The organism is Thioclava nitratireducens (genome assembly GCF_001940525.2).
GTDB lineage: Bacteria > Pseudomonadota > Alphaproteobacteria > Rhodobacterales > Rhodobacteraceae > Thioclava > Thioclava nitratireducens.
This window is the reverse complement of record NZ_CP019437.1, coordinates 1,768,186-1,793,992: the sequence shown is the minus strand read 5'-3', so window position 1 is coordinate 1,793,992 and position 25,807 is coordinate 1,768,186. Positions and strand designations below refer to the sequence as shown.

The following is a 25,807-nucleotide window of genomic DNA, read 5'->3' as shown; positions in this document are numbered from 1 at the left end:
TTCGCCCTGAGCCTGAAAATGCCGCGGCGCGGTGCCATCCGGGCCCGCGCCGCTCACGTCGTCTTGTTCGAAAGCTGCCTGCACGCGCACGCATCGGGGGAGCCTGCGCGGGCGCAGGCCTCACAGGTAATCGGCGCGCGCGAGGCCGTATTTCGCCATCTTCTCGTTCAGCGTCCGGCGCGGCAGGCACAGTTCTTCCATCACCGCCGAGATCGACCCCTTGTGGCGCCGCATCGTGTTGTCGATCAGCATCTTCTCGAAGCTCTCGACATATTCCTTGAGCGGCTTGCCCTCGGTGGTGATCGCAGCCGGGCCCGCCTCTTCGTCGTCGGTCATCAAGAGCGACGCGATGGAGCCAGAACCCCGGCGCGATTGCAGCACCGCGCGTTCGGCCACGTTGATCAGCTGGCGCACATTGCCCGGCCACGGAGCCTGCAGCAGTTGTGCCGCTTCCTGCGCCGTCACTTCCGGCACGTCGCAGCCGTATTCGTCCGCGAATTGCTCGGACATGCGGTTGAACAGCGTCAGGATATCCTCGCCGCGCGCACGCAGCGGCGGCAGGGTAATCTTCAGAGCGGCCAGACGATAATACAGATCGGGGCGCAGCGCGTCCTCGACCGTCTTTCCCTCGCCATGGGTGTTGCAGATCGCGACGATCCGGGTCTCCGCCGGCGCGCCCTGATCGTTGATGAATTGCAAGAGCCGCGCCTGCAGCGACTGGCTGAGCGCCTCGACATCCTCGAGACAGAGCGTGCCGCCGCGGGCCTCTTCCATCAGCGGCAGACCGCCCTCCTCGACCGGGCCGAACAGCTTGGCAGAGAGGGCTTCCTCGGTCAGCGCGGCGCAGCTGACCATGACGAATTTCTTTCCCGCGCGGGGACCCGTCGCGTGCAATGCATGGGCCACGAGCGTCTTGCCGGTGCCGGTCTCGCCATCGATCAGAACGTGGCCATCAGCCTGAGACAGATCGAGAATATCCTCGCGCAGGCGTTCCATCGGTTCGGAGGTGCCGATCAGCTTGCCCATCACCTTCTCGCCCTCGGCCAGATCGCGGCGCAGCGCGCGATTATCCAGCGTGGTGCGCCGCGCCTGCGTGGCGCGTTTGGCCAGTTCGGTCATCCGGTCGGGCGAGAACGGCTTCTCCATGAAGTCCATCGCGCCAAGACGCATCGCCTCGACCGCCATCGGCACATCGCCGTGGCCGGTGATCATGATGACCGGCAGACCGCTATCGATGCCCATCAGCCGCTTGAGGAAAGCCATCCCGTCCATGCCGGGCATCCGGATGTCGGTGATCACCACGCCCGGCCAGTCGGGGCCGATCACTTTCAGCGCATCTTCGGCGCTGGCATAGGTCTCGGCGTCGAAGCCCGACAGCGCCAGCCATTGGCTGACCGACTGCCGCATGTCTTCCTCGTCATCGACGATCGCTACCTTCATTAGTCTTGCCATGTCTTACTCCGCGGCCTTTATGGCCCTGTTCTTGTCCGCCAGAAGGGGCAGCTGCACTTCGAACACCGCGCCCCCGCTTTCGGAATTATGGGCGGTCAGACGCCCCCCGAAATCACTGATGATGGAGGACGAGATCGCGAGGCCCAGCCCCGTCCCCTCCCCCGGTTTCTTCGTGGTCCAGAACGGCTCGAACAGCTTGTCGAGATCCGAGATTCCGGGACCATTGTCACGCACGCTCAGAACGGCCGTTTCCCCCGAGGTAAGCAACAACTCCACCTGCGGTTCCTCAACGGACTTGGTAGCGTCGAGTGCATTGCGCAACAGGTTGATGATCACCTGCTCCAGCCGGATGCGGTCTGCCATAACCATAACAGGACTCCGCGGCATGGTGCGGGAAATGTGCAATTTGCGAATTTTCAGCTGCGGCTCCATCATCGAGAGCGCCTCCGACAGCGCCACCCGCAGGTCCACCGGCTCGAACGCCTCGCCGCCCTTGCGGGCATAGGATTTAAGCTGCCGCGTGATCGCGCCCATGCGACCGATCAGGTCGTCGATGCGCTGGAAGGAGGACAAAGCCTCCTCCACCCGGGCGCGCTGCAACAGCAGTTTCGCGCCAGCCAGATAGGTCTTCATCGCGGCCAGCGGCTGGTTCAACTCGTGGCTGACGGCAGCCGACATCTCGCCCAGAGCGGCGAGCTTCGAGCTTTGCGCGATCGTCTGCTCGGCCACTGCCAGATCCTGCTGCGCCTTCTCACGCTCGGCGATCTCGCGGCTCAGACGCGCGTTCAACTGGCGCAGCTCCGCCGATTCCGCCCGCAATTCCTGGCTTTGCCGCCGCGCCCGGCGTGATAGCGCGTAAAAGACCAGCGCCAGCAGGATCGCGAAGCCCATGATTTCGAGCGCGAGCACGGCGTTCACCCGTTCGCGCACGGAATCGTAGCTGGTAAAGGCGATCATTTTCCAGCCGCGGAACGGAATGCGCGCCTCGGTCCGCATCACCGCACGGCCCTTCAGATAGGCGTCGGGCGCATCATTCGCCCAGTCCGCGGTCGCCTGCAGCGCACGCTCGATCGCGGAGGGGGCCGAGCGTGCGGCCAGCGCCTCCGACATCGTCACGCCGCGCCAGCGCGGCTCGGTCGTCAGGATAATCTTGCCCTCGCTGTCGACCACGGCCAGCGCATCGGAAATCCCCGCCCAAGCGCGCTCGAATTTCGACAGGTCCGCTTCGACGACGATCACGCCGACGGGCTTGTTGTTCTGGATCACCGCCCGCGAGTAGTCGAACTCGGTGCCGCCTGCCTCGGGCTCGTTGACCGAGAAGATCGTCCCGCGCGAACGGGTCGCATCGACGAAGAAGGGCGCGTTCGGAAATGGCGTGCCGATCTGCGTGCGATTGGTCGAGGCCACAACGCGGCCCTGCATGTCCAAAAGTCGGATCGAGGCGACAGCGACCTCTTTCTTGGCCGTGATCAGCTGCGCGGAGGCAGTGGAATAATCAGTCGTATCAAGAGCTTGCGTCAGTTGCGGGTCGCGCGCCAGCAACAGCGGCACCACGGAAGTCCGCTGCAATTCCGACATGATGTTGCCGGTGTAGAGCGCGAGGCGCAGCTCGGTGCGCACGCGCGTCGTCTCGGTGAAACGCTGGGTGAGCCACTGGTTGGTGATCCACATCACCGTCCCGGCCAGCGCGAGGATCAGCACCACCGCGATGCGCAGCAGCCAGCGGGCCCGCGGCGAGCGCGCCATAACGCCGAGCCCGCCCTCACCTTCGGGCGGCTCATCCGGTAAAATCGTCGAACGTGTCTGCACGTGCGTCATGCGCGAAGTCTAAGCCAAGGCCCAGAGCGCAACAAGCGCGCGAGATCAGGCGGTTGCCAGCATCCCGCTCAACGCGCGGAAAAGCGCCGCCCCGTCGGCGCCGCCCTGCGCAGCCTCGATCGCGCGTTCGGGGTGGGGCATCATGCCCAGCACCCGGCGGTTCTCGCTTAGCACGCCCGCGATATCGTCGACAGACCCGTTGGGGTTCTCGACATAGCGGAACGCCACGCGGTCCTCGCCCTCGATACGCGCGAGGCCCTCGGGGTCGATCTGATAGTTGCCGTCATGGTGTGCGACCGGGATCATGATCTCCTGCCCAAGCTCATAGCCCGAGGTATAGGCGCTGTCGGTCGTCGCCACGCGCAGCGCCAGCGGTTTCGATACGAATTTCAGCCCCGCATTGCGCATCAGCGCGCCCGGCAGAAGCCGCATCTCGGTCAGCACCTGGAAGCCGTTGCAGATCCCCATGACATAGCCGCCCTTGCCCGCGAAATCCGCCACGGCCTGCCCGATGGGCGAGCGCGAGGCGATGGCGCCGCAGCGCAGGTAGTCACCATAGGAGAACCCGCCCGGCACACCGATGATGTCGATGCCTTCGGGCAATGCGGTTTCCTTGTGCCAGACCTTGACGACATCCGCCCCGGCTGCCGCGAAGGCCATGCTCAGGTCGCGGTCGCAATTCGAACCGGGGAAGGTGATGACGGCGGCTTTCATGGGTGCAAACTCCTGGCCTTGAGGGTCGAACCTGTCGGGTAAGGCCTGTGCGGCCTTCGGCTTGGTACAAATATCCCGGGGGGAATTGGCCGGCAGGCCAAGGGGGGCAGCGCCCCCTGCCCTGCCCGGATCAGGCGATCTCGATGGTGTATTTCTCGATCACGGTGTTGGCGAGGAGCTTCTCGCACATTTCCTTCACCTCGGCCTCGGCGGAGGCGGCGTCGGTCGCGGTCAGGTCCAGCTCGATCACCTTCCCCTGGCGCACGCCTGCGACGCCGTCGAAGCCCATATGGCCCAATGCGTGGCGCACGGCCTCGCCCTGCGGGTCGAGCACCCCATCCTTCAGCATCACATGAACGCGGGCTTTCATCACGAGCGGTCCTTTCAGTTGATCAGCGTCGGTTTGATCGGCTGGGTATTCGTCGGTAGCACGCCAAGGCGCTTGGCGACTTCGGTGTAGGCATCGGTCAGGTTGCCCAGATCGCGGCGGAACACGTCCTTGTCGAGCTTCTGGCCCGTCTTGACGTCCCACAGGCGGCAGCTGTCGGGGCTGATCTCGTCGGCCACGATCAGACGCATGAAATCGCCGTCCCAGACCCGGCCAATCTCGATCTTGAAATCGACCAGCTTGATGCCGACGCCATAGAACACGCCGGTCAGGAAGTCGTTCACGCGCAGCGCCAGCGCCACGATGTCGTCAAGATCCTGCTGGCTCGCCCAGCCAAATGCGATGATGTATTCCTCGGGCACGAGCGGATCGCCCAGCTCGTCGTTCTTGTAGCTGTATTCGACGATCGGGCGCGGCAGCGGCGTGCCCTCTTCCAGCCCCAGACGCTTCGCGATCGAACCGGCGGCAAAGTTGCGCACGATCACCTCGAGCGGCACGATCTCCACCTGGCGGATCAGTTGCTCGCGCATGTTGAGACGTTTGATGAAGTGGTTCGGCACGCCGATATTGGTCAGGCCGGTCATGAAGTATTCGGACAGGCGGTTGTTGAGCACGCCCTTGCCCTCGATCACATCGCGCTTCTGCGCGTTGAAGGCGGTCGCGTCGTCCTTGAAATACTGGACCAGCGTTCCGGGCTCGGGGCCTTCATACAGAACCTTCGCCTTGCCTTCGTAGATCTTCTTGCGCCGGGGTGCCATCGCGTCTCCGTTCTCGCTTGGCGCGGACGTCGTGGGAGCCTGCGCCACATCCCGAACGGAATACCGCGCCGCCCCTGCGCGCCGTCCGCGAAAGGGTGTCGCCCGCCCTATAGGACAAGCCCGCGAGTCTCGCAAGGTAAAGCGCACAGCCGTTCACGCGGATGCACAGCCCCGTCAAACCGGCCAAATCGCGGCCCTTTCCTCTTGCGGCGCGCCCTGTGCATGTGCATATCGATGGTAACGGAGACTTTACCGGGAGGGACGAGGGCCATGACCACCTTCGACGATCGCGAAAACGCTTATGAGAACAAGTTCGCGCATGATGCCGAACTGCAGTTCAAGGCCGATGCGCGCTGCAACAAGATGCTGGGCCAATGGGCCGCGGGCCTTCTGGGCAAGACCGGCCCCGAGGCCGATGCCTATGTCCGCGAGGTCGTGACCTCCGATTTCGAGGAAGCGGGCCACGAAGACGTGTATCGCAAGCTCTCGGGCGATCTAGGCGACAAAGCCGATGAACAAACGATCCGCGCGAAGATGGCCGAATGCATGGCCGAGGCGCGTCGTCAGGTGGTCGACGAGGCCGAGTGAGCCATCGCCCATGACACGGATTGAAAGGCCGGATGCCCTGCGCGTCCGGCCTTTTGCATATCGAGCCGAGATCGCAGCCCCTTCATCAAGAACATGAAGGAAACGAATTTGCCAAATCCCGCCTGTCATGGCAGGACAAAGCCAACCGCCGCGCCAGACGCGGCCCTTTTGCATTTGACGAGGCCCTTATGACCGCCCCGAAAACCGACGCGCTGAGCCGCCTTCTGGAAACCCGCGATTGGCTGATGACCGATGGCGCGACCGGCACCAACCTGTTCAACATGGGGCTGGCCTCGGGCGAAGCGCCGGAACTGTGGAATGCCGACGAGCCCGCGAAGATCGCGAAGCTCTATTCGCTCGCCGTCGATGCGGGCTCGGACCTGTTCCTGACAAACAGCTTCGGCGGCAATGCCTCGCGACTGAAACTGCACAACGCCCAGAACCGCGTGCGCGAGTTGAACCGCCTCGCCGCCGAGATCGGCCGCGAGGTCGCCGACAAGCAGTCGCGCCCGGTGGTCGTTGCGGGCTCGATGGGCCCGACGGGTGAGATTTTCGCGCCGATGGGTACGCTGACCCACGAACTCGCGGTCGAGATGTTCCACGAACAGGCCGAGGGTCTGAAAGAGGGCGGCGCGGATATCCTCTGGGTCGAGACGATCTCGGCGCAGGAAGAATACAAGGCCGCCGCCGAGGCCTGCCATCTGGCGGGGATGCCGTGGTGCGGCACGATGAGCTTCGACACCGCAGGGCGCACGATGATGGGCCTGACCTCGCAGGCGATGGTCTCGATGGTCGACAAGCTGGCCCACCCGCCGCTGGCCTTCGGCGCGAATTGCGGGGTCGGCGCATCGGACCTTCTGCGCACCGTTCTTGGCTTTGCCGCAACCGGGACCGAGCGCCCGATCATCGCCAAGGGCAATGCGGGCATCCCGAAATACGTCGACGGCCATATCCATTACGACGGCACGCCCGAGCTGATGGCGGAATATGCGGTGATGGCGCGCGATTGCGGCGCCACGATCATCGGCGGCTGCTGCGGCACGATGGCCGAGCATCTGGTCGCGATGCGCGAGGCGCTGGAGACGCGTCCGCGCGGCGAACGCCCGACGCTCGATCAGATCTCCTCGGTTCTGGGTGGGTTCTCGTCGGAGGATGACGGCCTGAGCGGCGATGCGCCCAAGCGCGAACGTCGGGGACGTCGGCGCAGCTAAGCGCGGATTGAGGGGCGCTGCCCCTCGGCCTTGCGGCCTCACCCCGGGATATTTGAACCAATACGAAGGAAGGGCCGGTTTTTTTCGGCGGATGGAGCATGCACGCGTCTCAGACGAGATCAGAACAGTTCGAGCTGATCGCCCGGCCGGGGCGGCACGCGGAACTGCGTCACGTCGAGATCGGGCAGATGACGCGCGAAGCCCAGCCGCTTGCAGCTCAGCTTGAACCGCTGCTGCAACAATTCAGCCATCTCTCCCTCGCCCTTCATCCGCTCGCCGAAGCGCGGGTCGTTGAGCTTGCCGCCGCGCATGTCGCGGATCCGGCCCAGCACCTTCTCGACCTTGCCGGGGTGATGCCGCTCCATCCAGTCGGCGAAAAGCGGCGCCACCTCGTGCGGCAGCCGCACCGGCATCATCGAGGCGGCCCTGGCCCCTGCCCTGCGCGCCTCGGTCAGGATCGCTTCGAGCTCGTGATCGGTGAGTCCCGGGATCATCGGAGCGGCCATGACGCGCACCGGGACGCCCGCGCGCGACAGTTCGCGGATCATGCGGATCCGGGTCGGCGGGCTCGGGGCGCGGGGCTCCAGATCGCGGGCGAGTTTGGCGTCGAGCGTCGTGACCGACACGCCGACCTGCGCCAATCCCGCCTCGGCCATCGGCGCGAGGATGTCGAGATCGCGCAGGATGGTCGAGCCGCGGGTGACGATGGAGACCGGATGGCGATAGGCCTGCAGCACTTCCAGCACGGCGCGCATGATCTCCATCTTGCGCTCGAGCGGCTGATAGGGATCGGTATTCGTGCCGATGGCGAGCACGTTCGGACGATAGCTTTTCTTGCGCAGCTCTTCTTCGAGCACCTGCGGCGCCTCGGGACGCGCAATCAGCCGGGTCTCGAAATCCAAGCCAGCCGAGAGGCCGAGATAGCCGTGACTGGGGCGCGCGAAGCAGTAGATGCAGCCATGCTCGCAGCCGCGATAGGGGTTGAGCGAGCGCTCGAAGGGCACATCTGGCGACTGGTTTCGGGTGATGACGGAGCGCGGTCGCTCTACCGAGACTTCGGTACGGGTCAGGCGCTCCTCTTCGGGAATGTCCCAGCCGTCATGTTCGGGCGCGCGGGAGAAGGGCTCGAACCGGCCCACGGGGCGCGCCGCGGCGCCGCGCGCGCGCAGACGCTCGGACGGGTTCGCGGGGGGAAGGTCGAATGGCAGACTCATGCCCGGAATTTAGAACGAAATGAGAACATTTGCCAAGTAGAGTCCGGGCATCCGCCCGGCAACACCATGCGAGGTCGGACAAAACACCGCGCATGTCGCAATTCGCCAAGACTTGACGGGGCCACGGCCCCACCACAGGGTAACACCGGCTAGCAGGAGACTATTGGACATGGCCGAAGACGACGACGATATCATCCTCTCGGAACTCGACGATGACGAGCTTACCGCGCAGATGATGGATGACCTCTATGACGGTCTCAAGGAAGAGATCGAAGAGGCCACCCGCATCCTGCTCGAACGCGGCTGGACGCCGTATGACATTCTGACCAAGGCCCTCGTCGCGGGCATGACCATCGTGGGCAACGACTTCCGCGACGGTATCCTGTTCGTGCCGGAAGTTCTGCTGGCGGCGAACGCGATGAAAGGCGGCATGGCCATTCTCAAGCCGCTGCTGGTCGAGACCGGCGCGCCGCGCATGGGCAAGATGGTGATCGGCACGGTGAAGGGCGATATCCACGATATCGGCAAGAACCTCGTTGCAATGATGATGGAAGGGGCAGGGTTCGAGATCGTCGATCTGGGCATCAACAACCCGGTCGAGAACTATCTCGAGGCGATCGCCCGCGAAGAGGCCGATATCCTCGGCATGTCCGCGCTGCTGACCACCACGATGCCCTATATGAAGGTCGTGATCGACACGATGAAGGAACAGGGCATCCGCGACGATTACATCGTTCTGGTTGGCGGTGCGCCGCTCAACGAGGAATTCGGAAGGGCGATCGGTGCCGATGCCTATTGCCGCGACGCCGCCGTGGCGGTCGAGACGGCGAAGGATTTCATCGCTCGCAAGCACAACCAGATGAGCGCCTGATCGCCGATCGCGGCCGCATCACGCCTGACATACATGGAGAGGGCCCCGATTTTTTCATCGGGGCCTTTTCATGTGCCCTTCCCCGCCCCATACTTGAAAGGAAGGGGGAAACGCGAAATGCCGCTGCCACATTTTCTGCTGCTGATCCTGTTCGTGATCGTTCTGGCCGGCCTGACGATCTGGGCCTTCGCCGCATCGGGGTTCCCGATGGCGATGCTCGGGCTGATGGTTCTCGTCGCAGCAGGCGTTGCCCGGATGATGGCCCGGGTGGAATGACCGCCCGGACAGGTGCCTCGCTTCCCGGCGACACGACCTTAACGAAAGATGGCTTAGCTCCCGAGGGGTCGGGACGGCTTCTGCTGATCGCCTGCGGGGCGCTCGCGCGGGAGATCCTCGCGCTCAAGCGGATCAATGGCTGGGATCATATCGACCTGACCTGCCTGCCCGCCAATCTGCACCTCTACCCCGAGAAGATCACCGCCGCCGTCGAAGAGGCGGTGCTGCATTATCGCGACCAATACGACGATATCTTCGTGGTCTATGCCGATTGCGGCACGGGCGGGCAATTGTCGGAAAAGTGCAAGTCCCTGGGCGTCGAGATGGTCGAAGGCCCGCATTGTTATTCGTTTTTCGAAGGCAATGCCGCCTTCGCCGAAACGGCGGAAGAGGAGATCACGGCCTTCTACCTCACCGATTTCCTGACGCGGCAGTTCGACGCTTTCGTCTGGAAGCCGATGGGCTTCGACCGTCATCCGGAGCTGATCCCGATGATGTTCGGCAATTACGACCGGCTGATCTATCAGGCCCAGACCGACGATCCGGCGCTAGATGCGAAGGCGCGCGAGGCGGCGGAGCGGCTCGGACTGCGCTATGAGCGGCGTTTTACCGGCTATGGCGATCTGGCCACCAGTCTCGCGAAATTTGCCGCGAAATCGGGCAATCCGGCCTAATCTTCTTTGAATTTTTCTTAAAACCCGGCCTACGGGGCTTGGCATCGCGACGTCAGCCGGGTATTGGCTGCGCCAAATCTCACATCCTCCGGCCCGCCCCTCCCCGGTCGCGGGCCTTTCTAATTGCAGGACGATCTTATGACCCTGTCGCAATGGCGCAGCCAGTGGACTGGCAACTTCCGCGCTGACATCCTTTCCGGTCTCGTGGTGGCGTTGGCGCTGATCCCCGAGGCCATCGCTTTCTCGATCATCGCGGGCGTCGACCCGAAAGTGGGCCTCTACGCCTCCTTCATGATCGCAACGATCACCGCCTTCTTCGGCGGCCGCCCCGGCATGATCTCGGCCGCGACCGCCGCGACCGCGGTGCTGATGGGCACGCTCGTGCGCAGCTACGGGTTGGATTACCTGCTGGCCGCGACGGTGCTGGCGGGCGTGATCCAGGTGATCGCGGGGGCGCTCAACCTCGGGACGGTGATGCGCTTCGTATCGAAATCGGTGATGACCGGCTTCGTGAACGCGCTCGCAATCCTGATCTTCATGGCGCAATGGCCTGAGCTGAACCCGGCCAACGTGCCGGTGGTGGCGACCTATGCGCTCGTCGCGCTTGGCCTTGCGATCATCTATCTGCTGCCGCGCTTCTTCCGCGCCATCCCCTCGCCGCTGATCGCGATCCTCGTTCTCAGCGCGGTCTCGATGGGGCTTGGGCTCGACGACGTGCACACGGTGTCCGACATGGGGGCCCTGCCCGATCAGCTGCCCTCGCTCCTGATTCCGAACGTGCCGTTCAATTTCGAGACGCTGCAGATCATCCTGCCCTATTCGGTGGGCGTGGCGGTCGTGGGCCTGCTGGAAAGCCTGATGACCCAGAACATCGTCGACGAGATGACCGACACTCGCTCGGACCGTCGTCAGGAATGCTTCGGTCAGGGCATCGCCAACTTCTGCACCGGCTTCATCGGCGGCATGGCGGGCTGCGCGATGATCGGCCAGTCGGTGATCAACGTCACCTCGGGCGGGCGCACGCGCCTGTCGACCCTGACCGCGGGGATCGCGCTGCTGATCTTCTGTGTAGTTCTGGGCGAATGGGTGGGCCGCATTCCTATGCCCGCGCTGGTGGCGATCATGATCATGGTCTCGATCGGCACGTTCAGCTGGGCCTCGCTGGGTCAGCTGCGCACCATGCCGATGTCGTCCAACGTGGTGATGCTGGCCACCGTCGCCTTCGTCGTCGCCACCCATAACCTCGCGATCGGCGTGCTGGTGGGCGTGCTGCTCTCGGGCATCTTCTTCGCGGGCAAGATCGCGCGGATGACCGAGATCACCTCGCGCTACAACGAGGCGCATCACCTGCGGACCTATTACATCAAGGGCCAGATCTTCTTCGCGACCGTCGAAGAGTTCAATCGCGCCTTCGACTTCCAAGAGAAGCTCGACCGCGTGGTGATCGACCTGACCCACGCGCATATCTGGGACATTTCCTCGGTATCGGCGCTCGACCGAGCGGTGGGTAAGTTCCGGATGTCCGGAACGGATGTGAAGGTCGTGGGGATGAACCAGGCGACCGAGACGATCATCGACAAGCTGTCGAATGGCGGTCAGGTCGCAGTAGGGCACTAAGCGTCTCAGAGGGGGCTCTGCCCCCGCTTGCTGCGCAAGCCCCCCGAGATATTTCCCCAATACGAAGGGCGTGTCGGATAAGGCGCGCCCTTTTTCTCAGGCTTCCAGCTCGGTGTCCCAGTAGAGGAAGTCCATCCAGCTTTCATGCAGATAGCCCGGCGGGAAGCGCCGCCCGATGCGGAGCATGTCCTCGGGCTGGGGCTGGCGCGCGGGCTTGAGAAGCTGCATCCCCGACCGTTCCAGCGGCTTGTTGGCCTTGCGCAGATTGCACGGCGCGCAGGCTGCCACGACATTCTCCCAGCTGGTGATTCCACCGCGCGAGCGCGGAATCACGTGGTCGAAGGTCAGATCGCCCTTCTTGCCGCAATACTGGCACTTGAATTCGTCCCTCAGAAAAAGATTGAAGCGCGTGAAAGCCACGCGCTTCTGGGGTCGGACATATTCTTTGAGGACGACGACGGAGGGGATTTTGAAGGCCTGCCTCTGGCTGCGCACCACCTCTTCGTATTCGGCGAGGATCGTCACCCTGTCGAGGAAGACCGCCTTTATCGCCTCCTGCCAAGGCCATAGCGAAAGCGGATAATAGGAGAGCGGCCGGAAATCGGCGTTGAGCACCAGTGCCGGATGCTGTCTCAGCGCCGCCGGTTCACGGGTGAATTGCGTTCGAAAATCGGTCCTGTCGCATTCGTCCAGCATGGGTGACTCCGTCCTCGCCCTGTCGCCTGCCTCGGCTCAGGGGCGGGGTCCGCCCCTGCCTTATCCATGACTATATATGGCGTTCGCGATCTGGCAAGCCTCTTGATCTCGCGATTGCTGCCATGCGGCATGGGTAGCAAACTGCCATGACAGGGAAATGACGGCCCAAGACGGAGAATGGAGCCCGGCGTCGCGGCGCTGCGGCATGCCCCGCCGATCAGCCGGGCAGCTTGTCCTGCAGGAAGGCCAGCGCCACCGAGAGTCCGTCCGGTGCGATTCCGTGCCCGGTGCCCTTCATTACATGGGCATAAGTGTCGAAACCCGCCGAGACCAGCGCATCGCCAGCCTTGCCCATATCGGCAAAGGGCACGACCGGATCCTGATCGCCATGGATCAGCAGCACCGGCGGCTTCGAGATCGCCTCAGTGCCCAGGGCTTCCGGGCGCAGCAGACGCCCCGAGAAGGCCACCAGTCCCGCGACCGGTTCGGCGCGGCGCGGCAGCACTTCGAGCGCGGTCATCGTGCCTTGCGAGAAGCCGATCACGGCGAGCTGCGCGGGCGTCAGCCCCTGCTCTTCCAGCACGGAGTCGAGGAACGCATCCACGTCGGCTGCAGCATCCTTGAGACCTTGAGCGGATTCCGCTTCGCTGGAATTGTCGATCCACGGAATCGGGAACCATTGACGACCGTAAGGGGCCGCGCGGCAGGGCTCAGGCGCGTCGGGCGCGAGAAACAGCGTGTCGGGCAAATGCTGGCCCAGCGGATCGGCGAGGCCCAGAAGGTCCGCCCCGTCCGCACCGTAGCCATGCAGAAACACCACGGCGGATTTCACCGTACCGGATTGCGGCTCTCTGCGTCCGGCGTCCAGCTTGCGGGTCATGGGGCAACTCCTTCACGATCTTTACACGCCGCGTAATAGGCCCAGAGGCCACGCGCCGCAACCGCGCGCCACGGCGACCAGGCCGCCGATAGCTCATTGAATTGCTTGCGCTTGGGCCGCTCGGGTAGATCGAATAGCAGCCGCGCCCCTTCGGCGAGCGCCAGATCGTCGACCGCGAAAACATCGGCGCGGCCCAGAGCGAAGATCAGGTACATCTCCACGGTCCAACGCCCGATGCCGGGGATCGGCAGGAGCTGCGCGACCACCTCCTCGTCGGGCATCGCGCGCAGCCCCTCGAAATCGACACCGGAATTGGAGAGCGCCTGCAGGTAGCGCACCTTCTGGCGCGAAAGGCCACAGGCGCGCAGGTCCTCTTCCGAGGCGCCAGCGATCGAGACCGGATCGCCGAAGCCCGCGCCGATAACCTTGTTGCGGATCGAATTCGCGGCGGCGACCGAAACCTGCTGGCCGATGATCGCGTCGCGCAGCGCCTCGAACCCGTCCTCGCGGCGGCGTAAGGGCCAAGGCCCCGTCAGCGCACAGACCTCCGCAAAACGCGGCTCGGCGCGGCAGAGAAATTCGGTGCCTTCGGCAATGTCGTCTTCGCAGGTAATGATACGTCCAACCATGCGCGACACCCTGCCTCATGCCGCGCCCGCTTGCCAGCCCCCAATCGCCACGCTAGCAAGCTGTCATGAGTGACATTCCCGCCCCTCCCGCCACGCGCGAAATGCGCAACACGATCGTGCTGGTCCTGGCACAGGCGCTGCTTGGCGCGCAAATGCCGATGATCTTCACTGTGGGCGGGCTCGCGGGCCAGATGCTCTCGCCCAACCCCTGCTTCGCGACGCTGCCCCTGTCGCTGATCATTCTTGGCTCGGTCCTCTCGGCACAGCCGATGTCGGAATTCATGGCAGCGAAGGGTCGCCGCGCGGGTTTCATCCTCGCCAATGCGATGGGCGCGCTGGGGGCGGCGACCGCGGCCTATGCGCTGTTCCACGGTTCCTTCGCGCTCTTCATGCTGGGGTCGTTCTTCACCGGTACATACATGTCGGCGCAGGGCTTCTACCGCTTCGCGGCGACCGATACCGCCAGCGCGGAGTTTCAGCCCAAGGCGATATCCTACGTGATGGCGGGCGGGCTGGTGGCTGCGATCATCGGGCCGCAGTTGGTGAAAGTCACGAGCGAGGCGATGGTCGTACCCTTCATGGCGACATATCTCGCGATCATCGCGATCAATGCGCTCGGGCCGATCCTGTTTTCCTTCCTCGACATCCCCGCCCCGGGACGGCGCAAGAAGCACGAACGTCACGAGGGCCGCAGCCGCCGCGAGTTGCTGAAAGATCCGGTCATCCTCGTCGCGATGATCTGCGCCATGGTCTCCTACGCGTTGATGAACCTCGTGATGACCTCGACGCCGCTCGCGGTCGTCGGCTGCGGGTTCGAGCAAGCGGACGCGGCCAATATCGTCTCGGCGCATGTGCTCGCCATGTATGTGCCGAGCTTTTTCACCGGCCACCTGATCGCCCGTTTCGGCAAAGAGGCGATCGTCGGCACAGGACTGGCCATCCTCGCCGCAGCGGGTGCGATGGCACTGAGCGGCGTCGATCTCGCACAGTTCTACGCCACGCTCATCCTCCTCGGCCTCGGCTGGAACTTCGGCTTCATCGGGGCGACCGCGATGCTCGCCTCAGCCCATAGCCCGGAAGAGCGCGGGCATGTGCAGGGGATGAACGATTTCGTGGTGTTCGGCGGCGTCTTCCTCGCCTCGCTCGCCTCGGGCGGGCTGATGAACTGCACCCAGAGCGGCAATGCCCAGGCGGGCTGGCAGGCAGTCAACCTCGCGATGATCCCGTTTCTGACGCTGGCCGGCGCCGCGCTGATCTGGCTGGTGCTGCGCCCGAAAGAGACGCGCTGAGGGGCGCCGCCCCGTCGCCGGACGGCGAAATATATCAAGAAACGCTTCGCCGGCCGGCGACATATATCAAAAAAGACGTGGGCTCTGCCCCCGGGGCCTACGGCCCCCTCGGGATATTTCTCAAGAGCGAAGCGGCCACGCGCCCCTTCGGCTTGGCGAAAATATCCCGGGGCGGGAATTCGCGACAGCGAAGGGAGGGGCAGCGCACCTCCGGCAACGGATGGGGTCAGGGCAAGGCTCAGGCCAGTTTGGCGATACGCTCTTCGAGCACGTCGAAGGGCACGCCCGGCTCGTCCTTGGCACAGCGGATTACCAGCGAGGTTTTCACGCTGGCGACGTTCTCGGCGGCGGTAAGTTGCCCGGTCAGGAAGCTCTGGAAGCTCGACAGGTCGGGCGCCACGCATTTCAGCACGAAATCGATCTCGCCGTTGAGCATGTGGCACTCGCGCACGAGCGGCCATTCCCGGCAGCGCGCCTCGAAATTCGACAGGTCCGCCTCGGCCTGGCTGTGCAGGCGCACCATCGCGAAGACCTGCACCTCGAATCCCAGTTCGCGCGGGTTTACATCGGCATGGTAGCCACGAATGTAACCCGCCTCTTCAAGAGTGCGCACGCGGCGCAGGCACGGCGGGGCCGAAATCCCCACGCGTTTCGCCAATTCGACATTCGTCATCCGCCCGTCCGCCTGCAGTTCAGCAAGGATTTTGCGGTCGATATCGTCGAGCCGAGAGGTGGCCATGTTGAAATAATCCTTCGTGCGTTGCGGCAGAACTTACCGCCGGAAGAGAGGAGGCGCAATAATATTTCGCGACACGCTCCGCAAGTGCTATTTGTCGCGGCATGCAGGGGCTTTTCGGCGCGCTTCGCTCCGACTATATCCGTCGGGCAGATTTCCAAGGAGGCGGGCATGTCCGAGACGAAGAAAACCAAGGTTCTGATCATCGGTTCCGGCCCTGCCGGCTACACGGCGGCGGTCTATGCGTCGCGTGCGATGCTCGAGCCGGTTCTGGTGCAGGGCATGCAGCCGGGCGGCCAGCTGACCATCACCACCGAGGTCGAGAACTGGCCCGGCGAGAGCGAGATCCAGGGCCCCGAGCTGATGGTGAAGATGGAAGAGCATGCCCGCGCGATGGGCACCGAGATCATCATGGATATGATCACCGAACTCGACACGTCGAAGCGACCCTTCGTTGCAAAAGGCGATTCGGGTACGACCTACGAGGCTTCGGCGGTGATCCTCGCCACCGGCGCGCAGGCGAAATGGCTTGGGCTCCCCTCGGAAGAGAAGTTCAAGGGCTTCGGCGTCTCGGCCTGCGCGACCTGTGACGGGTTCTTCTATCGCGGCAAGGAGGTCGTGGTGATCGGCGGCGGCAACACCGCGGTCGAAGAGGCGCTGTTCCTGACCAACTTCGCTTCCAAGGTGACGCTGATCCACCGCCGCGACACGCTGCGTTCGGAGAAGATCCTGCAGGAGCGCCTGTTCAAGAACCCCAAGGTCGAGATCGAGTGGAATCACACGGTCGAGGAAATCCTCGGCGACGAAAATCCGCTGGGCGTGACCGGCGTGCGCGTGAAATCCACCGCGGACGGCTCGGAGAAGGTGATCCCCTGCGACGGGTTCTTCGTGGCGATCGGCCACGCGCCTTCGTCGGAACTGGTCAATGACAGCCTGAAGATGCAATCGGGCGGCTATGTCTGGGTGGAGCCGGGCTCGACCCGGACCTCGCAGCCGGGCATTTTCGCGGCAGGCGACCTGACCGATCACACTTATCGTCAGGCGGTCACCTCCGCCGGCATGGGCTGCATGGCCGCGCTCGACGCCGAGAAATTCCTCGCCGAGCAGGGCGAAGCCGAGTGATCTCTTTCCACGGCACGGTCTGGCGGATCCTCTCTGCCGATCGTGCCGAAGATGCTTGCGAACCGGCCCGCCATCCGGAGGGCCGGTTTCATCATTCCGGGCAGGTAGCCCTTTATGCCTCGCTGAGTGCCGAAGGGGCTGGCGTAGCCCTGCGGCGTTACGTGCGGGCGAGCGATCCGCCGCGGGTGATCGTTCCGTTGGAGATCACAGCGCAGGCGGTGGACGACCTGCGAGGCACGCCCGATCAGGCGGCGGCGGCGGCGGTCTGGCAGGATGAGAGGGCGAGCGGCGCGCCCTCGTCCACTTGGCACTTCTCGGATCGAGCGCGGAACAGCGGCGCGCAAGCGATGCTCTATGCGTCGCGCTCGCGCCCCGATCTGAGCCATCTCGTGCTGTTCGAGGTTACCCCCGCGACGGTCCGGCAGCTTGCCCCCGCAAAGGTCTGGCAGCCGCCCTACCCTATCCCGTCTGCGTGAAGCGTCATTGCATGGTCGCCTGCCTCGTCTAGTGTGAAGGCAACCGAAAGGAGGCCTCTCATGCGTTGGCGCGGGGTCAATCACGTCGAATTTTCGGTGCTCGACTATGAAAGGTCGATCGCCTTCTACGATGCGATGTTCGGATGGCTTGGATATAAGAGCTTCTGGACGCTCGATATCGGATATCGGTCGACCTATTACATGGCGCGCTTCCCGATGCCGCATTCCTATATCGGCATCCAGCCCGCGCATTCCGGCAAGAAGCTGGATCATGACGCGCGGGCGGTGGGCATACATCATATCGCGCTCTGGGCGAAGTCACGCGCCGAAGTGGATGCGTTTCACCGAGATTTCCTGATCCCGCGCGAGCTGTCGGTGACAGACGCCCCGCGGGAATATCCCGTCTATGCGCCGGGCTATTACGCGGTGTTCTTCGACGATCCGATCAACGGCATTCACTGGGAGCTCGCACATATCCCGCGCATTCCGGGCCTTGGTGCGATCCGCCGGTTCCGCGCGGCCCTGAGAGCCGCGCAGAAAGAGCATCCGGAATGGGATGGCCCGCCCGAGAAGATCGCATTTCGCGAGCTGCCCGGGCGGCGCTGATCTTCGGCGCCGATTACGCCAGGTGGCTGAGGAAGGCGTCGATTTCCTCGGGCGTTGTGGCCCAGGAGCAGACCAGACGCGCGGCCAGAAGCTCGTCTTCAGGGCCTTCCAGCGACTGATCGAAGGGCCAGAGATAGTAATAGGCCCCGGCCGCATTCGCGCGCTTATGCGCGCCGCGCGGCAAGGCGGCGAAGACCGCATTGGCCTGCGTCGGGTGGATCAGCTTCGCGCCCTCGATCTGGCCGATGCCTTCCGAGAGTTTGCGTGCCATTTCATTTGCATGCCGCGCGGTCTTCAACCACAGATCATCGGCCAGATAGGCCTGCATCTGGGCCGCGAGGAAACGGTGTTTCGAGAAAAGATGGCCACCGCGCTTGCGGCGCAGCTCGAACTCCCAGGCGCGTTTGGGATCGAAGATCACCACCGCCTCAACCGCCATGCAGCCGTTCTTGGTGCCGCCGAAGCTGAGCACGTCGACGCCCGCCTTCCACGTCATCTCCGCAGGAGTGCAACCCGCAGCGACCAGCGCATTGGCAAAACGCGCGCCGTCCATATGCACCGGCAGATGGTAGCGGCGTGCGACATCGGTCAGCGCCTTCACGTCCTCGGGCGAATAGACCGCGCCTGCCTCGGTCGAGTTGGTGATCGAGACCATGCCGCGCTGCACGTTATGGATACCGCCGCGGCCCGTGTGCGCGATGGTGCGCGCCAGCGCGTCGGCGTCCATCTTCGCATCCGGCCCGTCGACCAGAACCAGTTTCGAGCCGTTGGTGTAGAATTCCGGCGCGCCGCACTCGTCTTCCTCGATATGGGCGTTGCGGTGGCAGAAGATCGCGCCCCAGGGATCGGTCAGCACCGCACAGGAGAGCGCATTGGCCGCCGTCCCGGTCGCGACCAGATAGACACGCGCTTCGGGTGCCTCGAAGATCTCGCGGATCTTCGCCTGAACGCCCTCGGTGATCGGATCGTCGCCATAGGAATGCAGATGACCCTCATTCGCGGCCGTGAGGCCCTCGAGAATGGCGGGATGGGCGCCGGACGTGTTGTCGGAGGCAAAATTCATGAGAGATCCTCGATCGTGTATTCGTCCCACTCGTCTTCGGGCACTTCGAACTCGGGCACGGTCCAGCCGCGCACGCTCTCCCCGGCCTCATGGACCGTCTCGCGCGAGCCCGAGATCAGGTAGTGCCAGTCGTGTAGAGGTTTGTCTTCGAAGCGCAGCCGGTAGGCGCAGGTCGCGGGCATCCAATAGGCGATCTTGTGGATCGTCTTGGGGCTCAGCGTCACGCATTCGGGGACGAACTGGTGGCGAATGTCATATTGCGTGCAGCTGCAGCTCTCACCATCGAGCAGCCGACAGGCGACGCGGGTGAAGACGACCTCGCCCGTATCCTCGTATTCGAGCTTGTTCAGGCAACATTTGCCGCAGCCATCGCACAGCGCCTCCCATTCGGGGGCGGTGAGCTTCTTCAGCGGCAGTTTCCAGAACTCGGGGCGCAATTTGGTCATGGCGCGGAAAATGGGGCAGCGGCGGGGAAATGGAAAGGGCAGATCGGCGTATCGTGAGCGGATCTGCGATTTGGACATGGCGGGACGGGCAGACCGACGACTTTTGGCGCGGGGCGACCAGCCCCGGGCCGCGCCCGACCTCCCCCCGGGAGGGCGCATTGGCGAGGGAGTCGCGGTTCACGCGTCATTCGGGCTTGTGAGATAAAGCGCCCAGCCACTGGCGACATAAAGCGCCCACCCGAGGTCGGGCGCGGCCCTCAGCGCTCCGCCAGAATCTCCCTCGCGCGGACGCAATCGGCATCCATCTGCGCGACCAGCGCCTCGAGCCCGTCGAACTTCATTTCGGGGCGCAGGAATTCGACCAGCGCGACCGAGACATGCTCGCCATAAAGGTCGCCTTTGAAATCGAAGACATAGGTTTCGAGGTTCGGGGTGTTCTCGCCGAACATCGGACGCACTCCGAGGCTCGCCGCCCCCAGATAGCTACCCTTGTAGGGACCGGTCAGCACGTCGAACTTCACCGCATAGACGCCAAGCTTGGGCAGATGCAGCCCGGCCATCGACATGTTCGCGGTCGGATAACCCAGATCGCGTCCGCGCTTGTCACCGTGGAGCACTTCGCCCTCGATCCGGTGCAGGTGGCCCAGCATCGCGGCGGCATCCTCGGGACGGCCCTCGGCCAGCGCGGTGCGGATCGCGGTCGAGGACGCCTCCACCCCCTCGACATGCAGAAGCGGCGCGACGGTGACCTCGAAGCCGTATTTCGCGCCCAGCTCCGTCAGCATCGCCACGTCGCCCTCGCGCCCCTTGCCGAAGCGGAAATCGCCGCCAACCGCGACATGGGTCACGCCCAGCCCTTCGGCCAGCACCTCGCGGGCGAACATGTCGGCGCTCATATCGGCCAGTTCGTCGTTGAAGGGCAACTCATAGAGGCGATCGACGCCGAGCTTGGCGAGCCGGTTGGCGCGCGCCTCGGGGTTCATCAGCCGGAACGGCGGCAGGGTCTTGCCGGCGCGCGCCGCGAAGAATTCGCGCGGATGGGGTTCGAAGGTGATGACGCCCAGCGGCGCATCTTTCCCGCGCGCCTGATCGATCACCGATTGATGGCCGAGATGGATGCCGTCGAAATTGCCCATCGCGACGGAGGCCCCGCGCGAGGATTTCTCCAGCGATTTCCAAGTGGTCAAGCGTTTCATCCACCCCGCCCTCCGGCGAGGTCGCCGGGTCAGTCGAACTTGCGCGAGGGCGCCAGAACCAGCGCCTCGCCTTTCACGACCACCGTATCGCCCACCGCGCAGTGGGTTTCAAGCGTGACACGGCGACGCGAATGGTCGATCGCCGTGACCTTGACCTCGGCATAGACCACATCGCCCGGGCGCACGGGAGCCATGAATTTGAGCGACTGGCCGAGATAGACCGTGCCGTGACCGGGAAGCTGCTCCCCGATCACCGCCGAGATCAGACCCGCGGTCAGCATGCCATGCGCGATTCGACCCTCGAAAATGGTGTCTTGCGCATAGGCATCGTCCAGATGGACCGGGTTATGGTCGGTGGAAACCTCCGCGAACATCTCGATGTCGCGGTCGGTGACCTCCTTGCGGAGGTAGCGCACCATGCCGATTTCCAGATCTTCGATGCAGATCGTGCCACGGGGCAGGTTGTCGAGCATATCCATAGGTCCCAGCCGGAAGTTCATGTTGCACTGCGGCATAGCACATGCGGCAGAGCACAGGCAAGGCGCCTGCGCAACTTTTTTACCCTACCGAGACAAAAGTCGCAACAAAGTTACGTAGAGAATTTGATGCTCCGCTCAGGTCAGTTGCCCCATGCTGTAGAGTGGATCGCGCTGACGCGCCTCCAGCCAGGTGCGCAGCAGCTCCGGATTGGGGTTCTGCGGATCGGCGCCGAACTGGTCATGCGCCAGACCGCCGGTGATGAAGAGGCAATCCATCCCCTCCCCCGCGGCGCCGGCCACATCGGTATTGATCCCGTCGCCGATGGCGAGGATGCGCGCATCCTCCGCGCCGCCCAGACGGCTCAACTTGCGCCGCGCGAGATCGTAGATCGGCGGATGGGGCTTTCCGAAATACATCGCCTCGCCGCCCATTTCCTCGTAGAGCGCGGCCAAAGCGCCAGCGCAATAGATGCGCTTGTCGCCCAGATCCACGACGATATCGGGGTTCGCGCAGAGCATCGGCAACTCGCGCATCTTCGCCAGCAGGAATTTCGGGCGGTAATCCTCGGGAACTTCGTTCACCTCGTCGAAGGGACCGGTGCAGACGATACCCTCTGCATCGTCGAAATCGACGCGGGTGATCTCGGCTTGCCCCTGCCATTCTTCCGGCACCTCGGTGAAGAAGCCGTCATCCTTGGACGGCCCCAGATGCCAGACCTTCTTGCCAACGGCGCCCGCGAACATCGCATCCTGCGCGGCATCGCCGGAAGAGACGACGAGGTCGTAGGCGTCGCGCGGACAGCCCAGCTTGTCGAGTGACTCCATCACGAACTTCGACGGACGCGGCGCGTTGGTCAGAAGGACGACCTTGCCGCCCTTCGCGCGAAACGCCTGCAGCGCCGCGACAGCCCCGGGGAAAGCCTCGACCCCGTTATGCAGGCAGCCCCACAGATCGCAGAACAGCGCGTCATGCGAGTCGGAAATCTCGGAGAGAGAAGAGATGATGCGGGTCATATCGGCCTTTCGTCAGCAGGGTTTGGCGCGGTCCGAAGCCTCGGCCTGCGGGACCTCGCTCGCTTACCGAGGCTATATGGCACGGGCGTGACGGAAGGCAAAGCGGCGGCACCGCTCAGTTCGCGTCCGAAACGACCCCGTAACCGTAACCATAGGCATAGCCATATTCGGGGGCCGCGAAGCGGAACTTGTTGACCACGACGCCCATCACGTTGGTACGCTCGGCCAGCTCGCGCTCGCAGATGTCGATTTCCCGGATCGTGGTCTCTTCGGTCGCGGCGATGATCAGCACGCAATCGACATGGGCGGCGAGCGAGAGCGTATCGTCGCTGACCAGCACGGGCGCGGTGTCGAAGATCATCAGGTCGGGGGCGTAGATAGCCTCGATCCGCTCCAGCGCCTCGGTCGAGCGGCGCGACTGGATCAGCTCGGCCGGGGTCGCGACCGGTTTGCTGTTTGCTCCGATCGCGAGGTTGGCGCCCAGACGCAGCGCGTGATCGGCGAACTCGGCTTCCCCTGCGAAGACGTCGGAAACCTGCGGGCCGCGCGGCGCGTCGAGCAGTTTAAGAAGCGAGGGCTTGCGGAAATCGGCCTCGATGAGCAGGGTGCGCCGCTCTTCTTGCCGTGCGAGGCTCAGCGCGAGATTGAGTGCGACGGTGGATTTCCCGCAGCCTGCCGAGGGCGAGGTGATCGCCAGCCGCCGCCAGCCATTGGCCCGCATCTGCTGCACGATCTTGGTGCGCATCAGGTCGATCGGGGCGCTCTCGGCGCTGCTGTCGGGACTGACGATGCGCTTGCCGCGCAGTCGCCCGAGGTTCGGGGCAATCGGCGTCAGCGCCTGCCACGCGTCCGCGGTGAGACTGTCACTGCCCTGATACGCTGGCGCGCGCGCGGCAGGCTCGAACGCCGTACGCCCGGTGCGGGCGGCCCGGGCCTTGGCAATCGCATCTCGAAGTCTTTCGGCCATCTCGCTCTCCTTGCCTCAGAACAGCCGGTCGAGCGGCATGTAGAACGCGCTGAACAGCACCACGACCGCGATGAACGCCCCGCCTACCATCGAGCCGGAGACCAGCACCTTGCGGCGACGGCGGCGCGCGTCTTCGGGCGCGCTCAGATAAGGCAGCGTCGCGAAAGCCGCGATGCCCAAATGGCGCTGCAGGTCTTCGGGGCGACGGATACCGGTGCTGAGCAATTCCTTCAGCGCGATCGCGACGAGGCCGAGCAGTAGCCCCACTCCGACCCCGGCCAGCGCCAGCGTCTTGCGGTTGGGTTTCACCGGCTCGCCCGGTGCCACCGCCTGATCGATCACGGTCAGCTTCTCGCCCTTGGCCAGCGACTCGATCGTGTCGCCCGTCTCGGCCACCGCGCGCGCTTGCACGGCGCTGTCGTACTGATCGGCGAGATTGTCGTGATCGCGGCGCAGCGCTTCGAGCGCCGATGCATTGGCAGGCACTTTCGCGATGGCTTCGCGAAGCTGCGTCATCTTCAAGTCAGCGGCCTCGCCCGCAGCCTGCGCCACGAAAAGCGCATCGGTCAACTCGCGCAGACGGCTCTCGAAGGCCGACTTCGCTTTCGGCAGCGGTCGCTGTGCCTGCTGCGACAACTCCTGAATTTGCGCCCCCAGCGCCGCGAGGCGCGCGTCATCAGCGGGCAGAAGAGGTTTGAGCGCGTCGCGCTGCGCTTCCAGCCGGGACAGTTCGCGGGCTGCGGGCGGGTAGATCGCGTCGCGGTCGACCTTGCGCCCTGCCGCCTCGCGCAGGCGCACCAGCCGGTCGATCTCCGTTTCGGTCTCGTTCACATGCGCGAGCCGGGTCTCCGCGTCCGCCTGCACCGCGGCGAGACGGTCGCGAAGCAGCGGCAGCTCCTCGGGCAGCGCGTCGCCGTTCTCCTGCTTGAACTGCAAGATCGCAGCGGAGGATTTCGACAGCTCCGCCTCCAGCCGATCCACCTCGCGCGAGAAGAAATCGAGCGTATCGCGCGCGGCCTTGGTGCGAATATCGGCGTCTTCCTTCAGAATGCGCGTCACCAGCTCGTTCGCGACCCGCGCGGCGCGGGCCGGAGCGCCGGCGCGGAAAGACACCGTCATGAAAGTCGCGTCCTTGGGGGCGGAGCGCGATCTGCTCTGCTCGGAAATTTCGATCGCGACCGAATTCTTCAGCGCCTCGAACACTGCGTCGGCATCGCGCGCGCCGGTCTCGGTGCGCAGGTCCGGAAACAGCGCCATCCGACGCGCCATGTCGAGAAGGCTCTCACGCGAGAGCACGCGCTTGCGGATCACCTGCAGCTTGGCGTTGGTATCGGTGTGCGCGGTCGAGGCGGCGAGACGGTCGGGGATGCGATCGCCTTCGACAACCAGAAGCGCCCTGGCCTCGTAGATCGGTGTGATCATCCGTCCGGCCGCCAGCCCGACAAGCGCCCCCAGCAGCACCGCCAGCAAGAGCCAGTGGATCCGCCGGGCGAACAGGGCCGCGTAGAAGCGGAGCTCCCGCATCAGCGCCCTCCCCTGTGCAGAAAGGCGGGCGCGGGCTCCGGCTGTGAGGGACCGGGCGCAAGGCCGGCATGCCCAGCGCTTGCAGCAGAGATCGGCGCGGGTGCGATCACGCGCGGCTTGGCGCGCTGCGTCTCGACCGGGAGATAGAAGACATTGTCCTCGATCACCCTGTCGATGATCTCGCCGGTGACGACCTCCGAACGCGCCGAATAGGCATAGACCATGCCCAGATCGGCCAGCTGGTTCATCAGCCGCGGCAGGCCGCCGCAATGGGCGTGCAGTTTCTGTGCGGCCTCGGGGGTGAATATCTCCCGCGTCGCACCTGCAACCCGCAGGCGATGGGTGACATAGGGCTGCGCGCAATCGGCGGGTATCGGCCCGAGATGGAAGCCGGAAGACACACGCTGCGCGAACTGGCGCAGCTCTGGCCGCGCGATCAGGTCGCGCAGTTCCGGCTGCCCCATCAGGATCAGCTGCACCAGCTCGTCTTTGTCGGCGTTGATATTGGTGATCATGCGCAGCTCTTCGAGCACGCCCGCATCGAGGTTCTGCGCCTCGTCGATCACCACCACCACGCGCCGCCCGGCAGCATATTCCTGGATCAGAAGCTGCTGGAACCGATCGTAGATCAGGACGTAATCCTCGCCCGCCTCCACCCGCTGGCCGAGCGAGAGCATGATCCAGCGGATCACGTCATCGCGCGAGCCCCGCGCGTTGGAGACCAGAGCGATCGTTACATCCTCGGAGATGGTCGCCATCAGGTGACGCAGCAACGTCGTCTTGCCCGCCCCCACCTCTCCCGTGATGAGCGTGATCGGCGCGCGCGAGAAAAGCCCGTATTCGAGCATCGTCGCCGCGTGCTTGTGCTCTGGCGACCAGAACAGGAAGTCGGGATCGGGCAGCAGCGAAAAAGGCCGCTCCGCCAGTCCGAAGAATTCGGTGTAGATTTCGTTCATGCCTGTACCGGGCCTTTGGCCTCTTGGATTTGCGCCAGTAAGCGGCATCCCCCCGCACTTCGCAAGAATTCGTGAGGAAATCGTGAGAAGTTACAGCCAAACTGTCGCAAAAACGCGTCTATCCCTCGAAAAACTGGCCTTTTAGAC

The 25,807-nt window shown here is 64.4% G+C and carries 28 protein-coding genes; 10 read left to right on the top strand and 18 right to left on the bottom strand.

The window, feature by feature from the left end; genetic code table 11:
* Positions 1–120 precede the first annotated feature (120 nt).
* From BMG03_RS08620 to purC, 5 genes are all read right to left on the bottom strand, one after another.
* On the bottom strand, positions 121–1,452 hold the full coding sequence (locus BMG03_RS08620) for a sigma-54-dependent transcriptional regulator (protein WP_075774544.1): 1,332 nt from the start codon (positions 1,450–1,452) through the stop codon (positions 121–123).
* Between the two features lie 3 nt (positions 1,453–1,455).
* Positions 1,456–3,198: a sensor histidine kinase gene (locus BMG03_RS08615; RefSeq protein WP_075774543.1), complete on the bottom strand. Its 1,743-nt coding sequence runs from the start codon at positions 3,196–3,198 to the stop codon at positions 1,456–1,458.
* Positions 3,199–3,315: 117 nt separating this feature from the next.
* Entirely contained in the window at positions 3,316–3,984 is a 669-nt protein-coding gene (purQ, locus tag BMG03_RS08610; protein WP_075774542.1) for a phosphoribosylformylglycinamidine synthase subunit PurQ, read from the bottom strand.
* A gap of 130 nt (positions 3,985–4,114) precedes the next feature.
* On the bottom strand, positions 4,115–4,354 hold the full coding sequence (gene purS / locus BMG03_RS08605; RefSeq protein WP_075774541.1) for a phosphoribosylformylglycinamidine synthase subunit PurS: 240 nt from the start codon (positions 4,352–4,354) through the stop codon (positions 4,115–4,117).
* Between the two features lie 14 nt (positions 4,355–4,368).
* Positions 4,369–5,130: a phosphoribosylaminoimidazolesuccinocarboxamide synthase gene (purC, locus tag BMG03_RS08600; RefSeq protein WP_075774540.1), complete on the bottom strand. Its 762-nt coding sequence runs from the start codon at positions 5,128–5,130 to the stop codon at positions 4,369–4,371.
* A gap of 270 nt (positions 5,131–5,400) precedes the next feature.
* On the opposite strand from purC, the gene BMG03_RS08595 reads away from it, so the two are divergent.
* Together BMG03_RS08595 and bmt are read left to right on the top strand one after the other, a co-directional pair.
* Positions 5,401–5,718: a DUF1476 domain-containing protein gene (locus BMG03_RS08595; protein WP_075774539.1), complete on the top strand. Its 318-nt coding sequence runs from the start codon at positions 5,401–5,403 to the stop codon at positions 5,716–5,718.
* Positions 5,719–5,906: 188 nt separating this feature from the next.
* Positions 5,907–6,929, top strand: a complete 1,023-nt coding sequence (gene bmt / locus BMG03_RS08590) for a betaine--homocysteine S-methyltransferase (protein WP_075774538.1) — start codon at positions 5,907–5,909, stop codon at positions 6,927–6,929.
* Positions 6,930–7,048: 119 nt separating this feature from the next.
* On the opposite strand, the gene BMG03_RS08585 is transcribed toward bmt, so the two are convergent.
* Positions 7,049–8,143, bottom strand: coding sequence for a PA0069 family radical SAM protein (locus BMG03_RS08585; protein ID WP_075774537.1), 1,095 nt, complete (start codon positions 8,141–8,143; stop codon positions 7,049–7,051).
* Positions 8,144–8,312: 169 nt separating this feature from the next.
* Between BMG03_RS08585 and BMG03_RS08580 the strand changes: the two genes are divergently transcribed.
* From BMG03_RS08580 to BMG03_RS08570, 4 genes are all read left to right on the top strand, one after another.
* A complete protein-coding gene (locus BMG03_RS08580; RefSeq protein ID WP_075774536.1) occupies positions 8,313–9,014 on the top strand; it encodes a corrinoid protein in 702 nt (233 codons plus the stop codon).
* Between the two features lie 117 nt (positions 9,015–9,131).
* The gene (locus BMG03_RS20875; protein WP_166504540.1) at positions 9,132–9,290 is read left to right on the top strand and encodes a hypothetical protein; all 159 of its coding nucleotides are present in this window, start codon (positions 9,132–9,134) and stop codon (positions 9,288–9,290) included.
* Positions 9,287–9,964: a DUF1638 domain-containing protein gene (locus BMG03_RS08575; protein WP_075774535.1), complete on the top strand. Its 678-nt coding sequence runs from the start codon at positions 9,287–9,289 to the stop codon at positions 9,962–9,964. Before BMG03_RS20875 ends, BMG03_RS08575 begins: the two co-directional genes overlap by 4 nt.
* 138 nt (positions 9,965–10,102) lie before the next feature.
* Positions 10,103–11,581: a SulP family inorganic anion transporter gene (locus BMG03_RS08570; protein ID WP_075774534.1), complete on the top strand. Its 1,479-nt coding sequence runs from the start codon at positions 10,103–10,105 to the stop codon at positions 11,579–11,581.
* Positions 11,582–11,677: 96 nt separating this feature from the next.
* Here BMG03_RS08570 and BMG03_RS08565 read toward each other — a convergent pair whose 3' ends face one another.
* The 3 genes from BMG03_RS08565 to BMG03_RS08555 all read right to left on the bottom strand — a co-directional run bounded on the left by BMG03_RS08565 (position 11,678) and on the right by BMG03_RS08555 (position 13,786).
* Positions 11,678–12,277, bottom strand: a complete 600-nt coding sequence (locus BMG03_RS08565; RefSeq protein ID WP_075774533.1) for an HNH endonuclease — start codon at positions 12,275–12,277, stop codon at positions 11,678–11,680.
* A gap of 217 nt (positions 12,278–12,494) precedes the next feature.
* On the bottom strand, positions 12,495–13,157 hold the full coding sequence (locus tag BMG03_RS08560; RefSeq protein WP_075774532.1) for an alpha/beta hydrolase: 663 nt from the start codon (positions 13,155–13,157) through the stop codon (positions 12,495–12,497).
* A complete protein-coding gene (locus BMG03_RS08555) occupies positions 13,154–13,786 on the bottom strand; it encodes a DNA-3-methyladenine glycosylase family protein (protein ID WP_075774531.1) in 633 nt (210 codons plus the stop codon). Before BMG03_RS08555 ends, BMG03_RS08560 begins: the two co-directional genes overlap by 4 nt.
* Positions 13,787–13,851: 65 nt before the next feature.
* Between BMG03_RS08555 and BMG03_RS08550 the strand changes: the two genes are divergently transcribed.
* Positions 13,852–15,075, top strand: coding sequence for an MFS transporter (locus tag BMG03_RS08550; RefSeq protein WP_075774530.1), 1,224 nt, complete (start codon positions 13,852–13,854; stop codon positions 15,073–15,075).
* Positions 15,076–15,313: 238 nt separating this feature from the next.
* Here BMG03_RS08550 and BMG03_RS08545 read toward each other — a convergent pair whose 3' ends face one another.
* Entirely contained in the window at positions 15,314–15,814 is a 501-nt protein-coding gene (locus tag BMG03_RS08545; protein ID WP_075774529.1) for an Lrp/AsnC family transcriptional regulator, read from the bottom strand.
* Positions 15,815–15,982: 168 nt separating this feature from the next.
* Here BMG03_RS08545 and trxB point away from each other — a divergent pair, with 168 nt between their 5' ends.
* Genes trxB through BMG03_RS08530 form a run of 3 tightly spaced genes read left to right on the top strand, consistent with a single transcriptional unit; the run spans position 15,983 to position 18,015 of the window.
* The gene (trxB, locus tag BMG03_RS08540) at positions 15,983–16,933 is read left to right on the top strand and encodes a thioredoxin-disulfide reductase (RefSeq protein WP_075774528.1); all 951 of its coding nucleotides are present in this window, start codon (positions 15,983–15,985) and stop codon (positions 16,931–16,933) included.
* Positions 16,930–17,409 (top strand): RES family NAD+ phosphorylase, encoded by a 480-nt coding sequence (locus BMG03_RS08535; protein WP_075774527.1) that lies wholly within the window; start codon positions 16,930–16,932, stop codon positions 17,407–17,409. Before trxB ends, BMG03_RS08535 begins: the two co-directional genes overlap by 4 nt.
* A gap of 60 nt (positions 17,410–17,469) precedes the next feature.
* The gene (locus tag BMG03_RS08530; protein WP_075774526.1) at positions 17,470–18,015 is read left to right on the top strand and encodes a VOC family protein; all 546 of its coding nucleotides are present in this window, start codon (positions 17,470–17,472) and stop codon (positions 18,013–18,015) included.
* Between the two features lie 13 nt (positions 18,016–18,028).
* Here BMG03_RS08530 and BMG03_RS08525 read toward each other — a convergent pair whose 3' ends face one another.
* From BMG03_RS08525 to BMG03_RS08490, 8 genes are all read right to left on the bottom strand, one after another.
* Positions 18,029–19,078, bottom strand: a complete 1,050-nt coding sequence (locus tag BMG03_RS08525) for a threonine aldolase family protein (RefSeq protein WP_075774525.1) — start codon at positions 19,076–19,078, stop codon at positions 18,029–18,031.
* The gene (locus BMG03_RS08520) at positions 19,075–19,524 is read right to left on the bottom strand and encodes a YcgN family cysteine cluster protein (RefSeq protein WP_075774736.1); all 450 of its coding nucleotides are present in this window, start codon (positions 19,522–19,524) and stop codon (positions 19,075–19,077) included. Before BMG03_RS08520 ends, BMG03_RS08525 begins: the two co-directional genes overlap by 4 nt.
* A 257-nt stretch (positions 19,525–19,781) precedes the next feature.
* Complete coding sequence (locus BMG03_RS08515; protein ID WP_075774524.1) at positions 19,782–20,720, bottom strand: bifunctional riboflavin kinase/FAD synthetase; 939 nt, start codon at positions 20,718–20,720, stop codon at positions 19,782–19,784.
* A 29-nt stretch (positions 20,721–20,749) separates the two neighbouring features.
* Entirely contained in the window at positions 20,750–21,193 is a 444-nt protein-coding gene (locus BMG03_RS08510; RefSeq protein WP_075774735.1) for a MaoC family dehydratase, read from the bottom strand.
* Between the two features lie 141 nt (positions 21,194–21,334).
* Positions 21,335–22,213, bottom strand: a complete 879-nt coding sequence (locus BMG03_RS08505) for a TIGR01459 family HAD-type hydrolase (RefSeq protein WP_075774523.1) — start codon at positions 22,211–22,213, stop codon at positions 21,335–21,337.
* Between the two features lie 115 nt (positions 22,214–22,328).
* Positions 22,329–23,180 carry a CpsD/CapB family tyrosine-protein kinase gene (locus BMG03_RS08500; RefSeq protein ID WP_077701186.1) on the bottom strand — a complete coding sequence of 284 codons (852 nt, stop codon included), beginning with the start codon at positions 23,178–23,180 and terminating at the stop codon, positions 22,329–22,331.
* 15 nt (positions 23,181–23,195) lie between these two features.
* Positions 23,196–24,704 carry a GumC domain-containing protein gene (locus BMG03_RS08495; RefSeq protein WP_075774522.1) on the bottom strand — a complete coding sequence of 503 codons (1,509 nt, stop codon included), beginning with the start codon at positions 24,702–24,704 and terminating at the stop codon, positions 23,196–23,198.
* Positions 24,704–25,660 (bottom strand): ExeA family protein, encoded by a 957-nt coding sequence (locus BMG03_RS08490; protein ID WP_075774521.1) that lies wholly within the window; start codon positions 25,658–25,660, stop codon positions 24,704–24,706. The genes BMG03_RS08495 and BMG03_RS08490 overlap by 1 nt, the downstream gene beginning before the upstream one ends.
* Between the last annotated feature and the right edge of the window lie 147 nt (positions 25,661–25,807).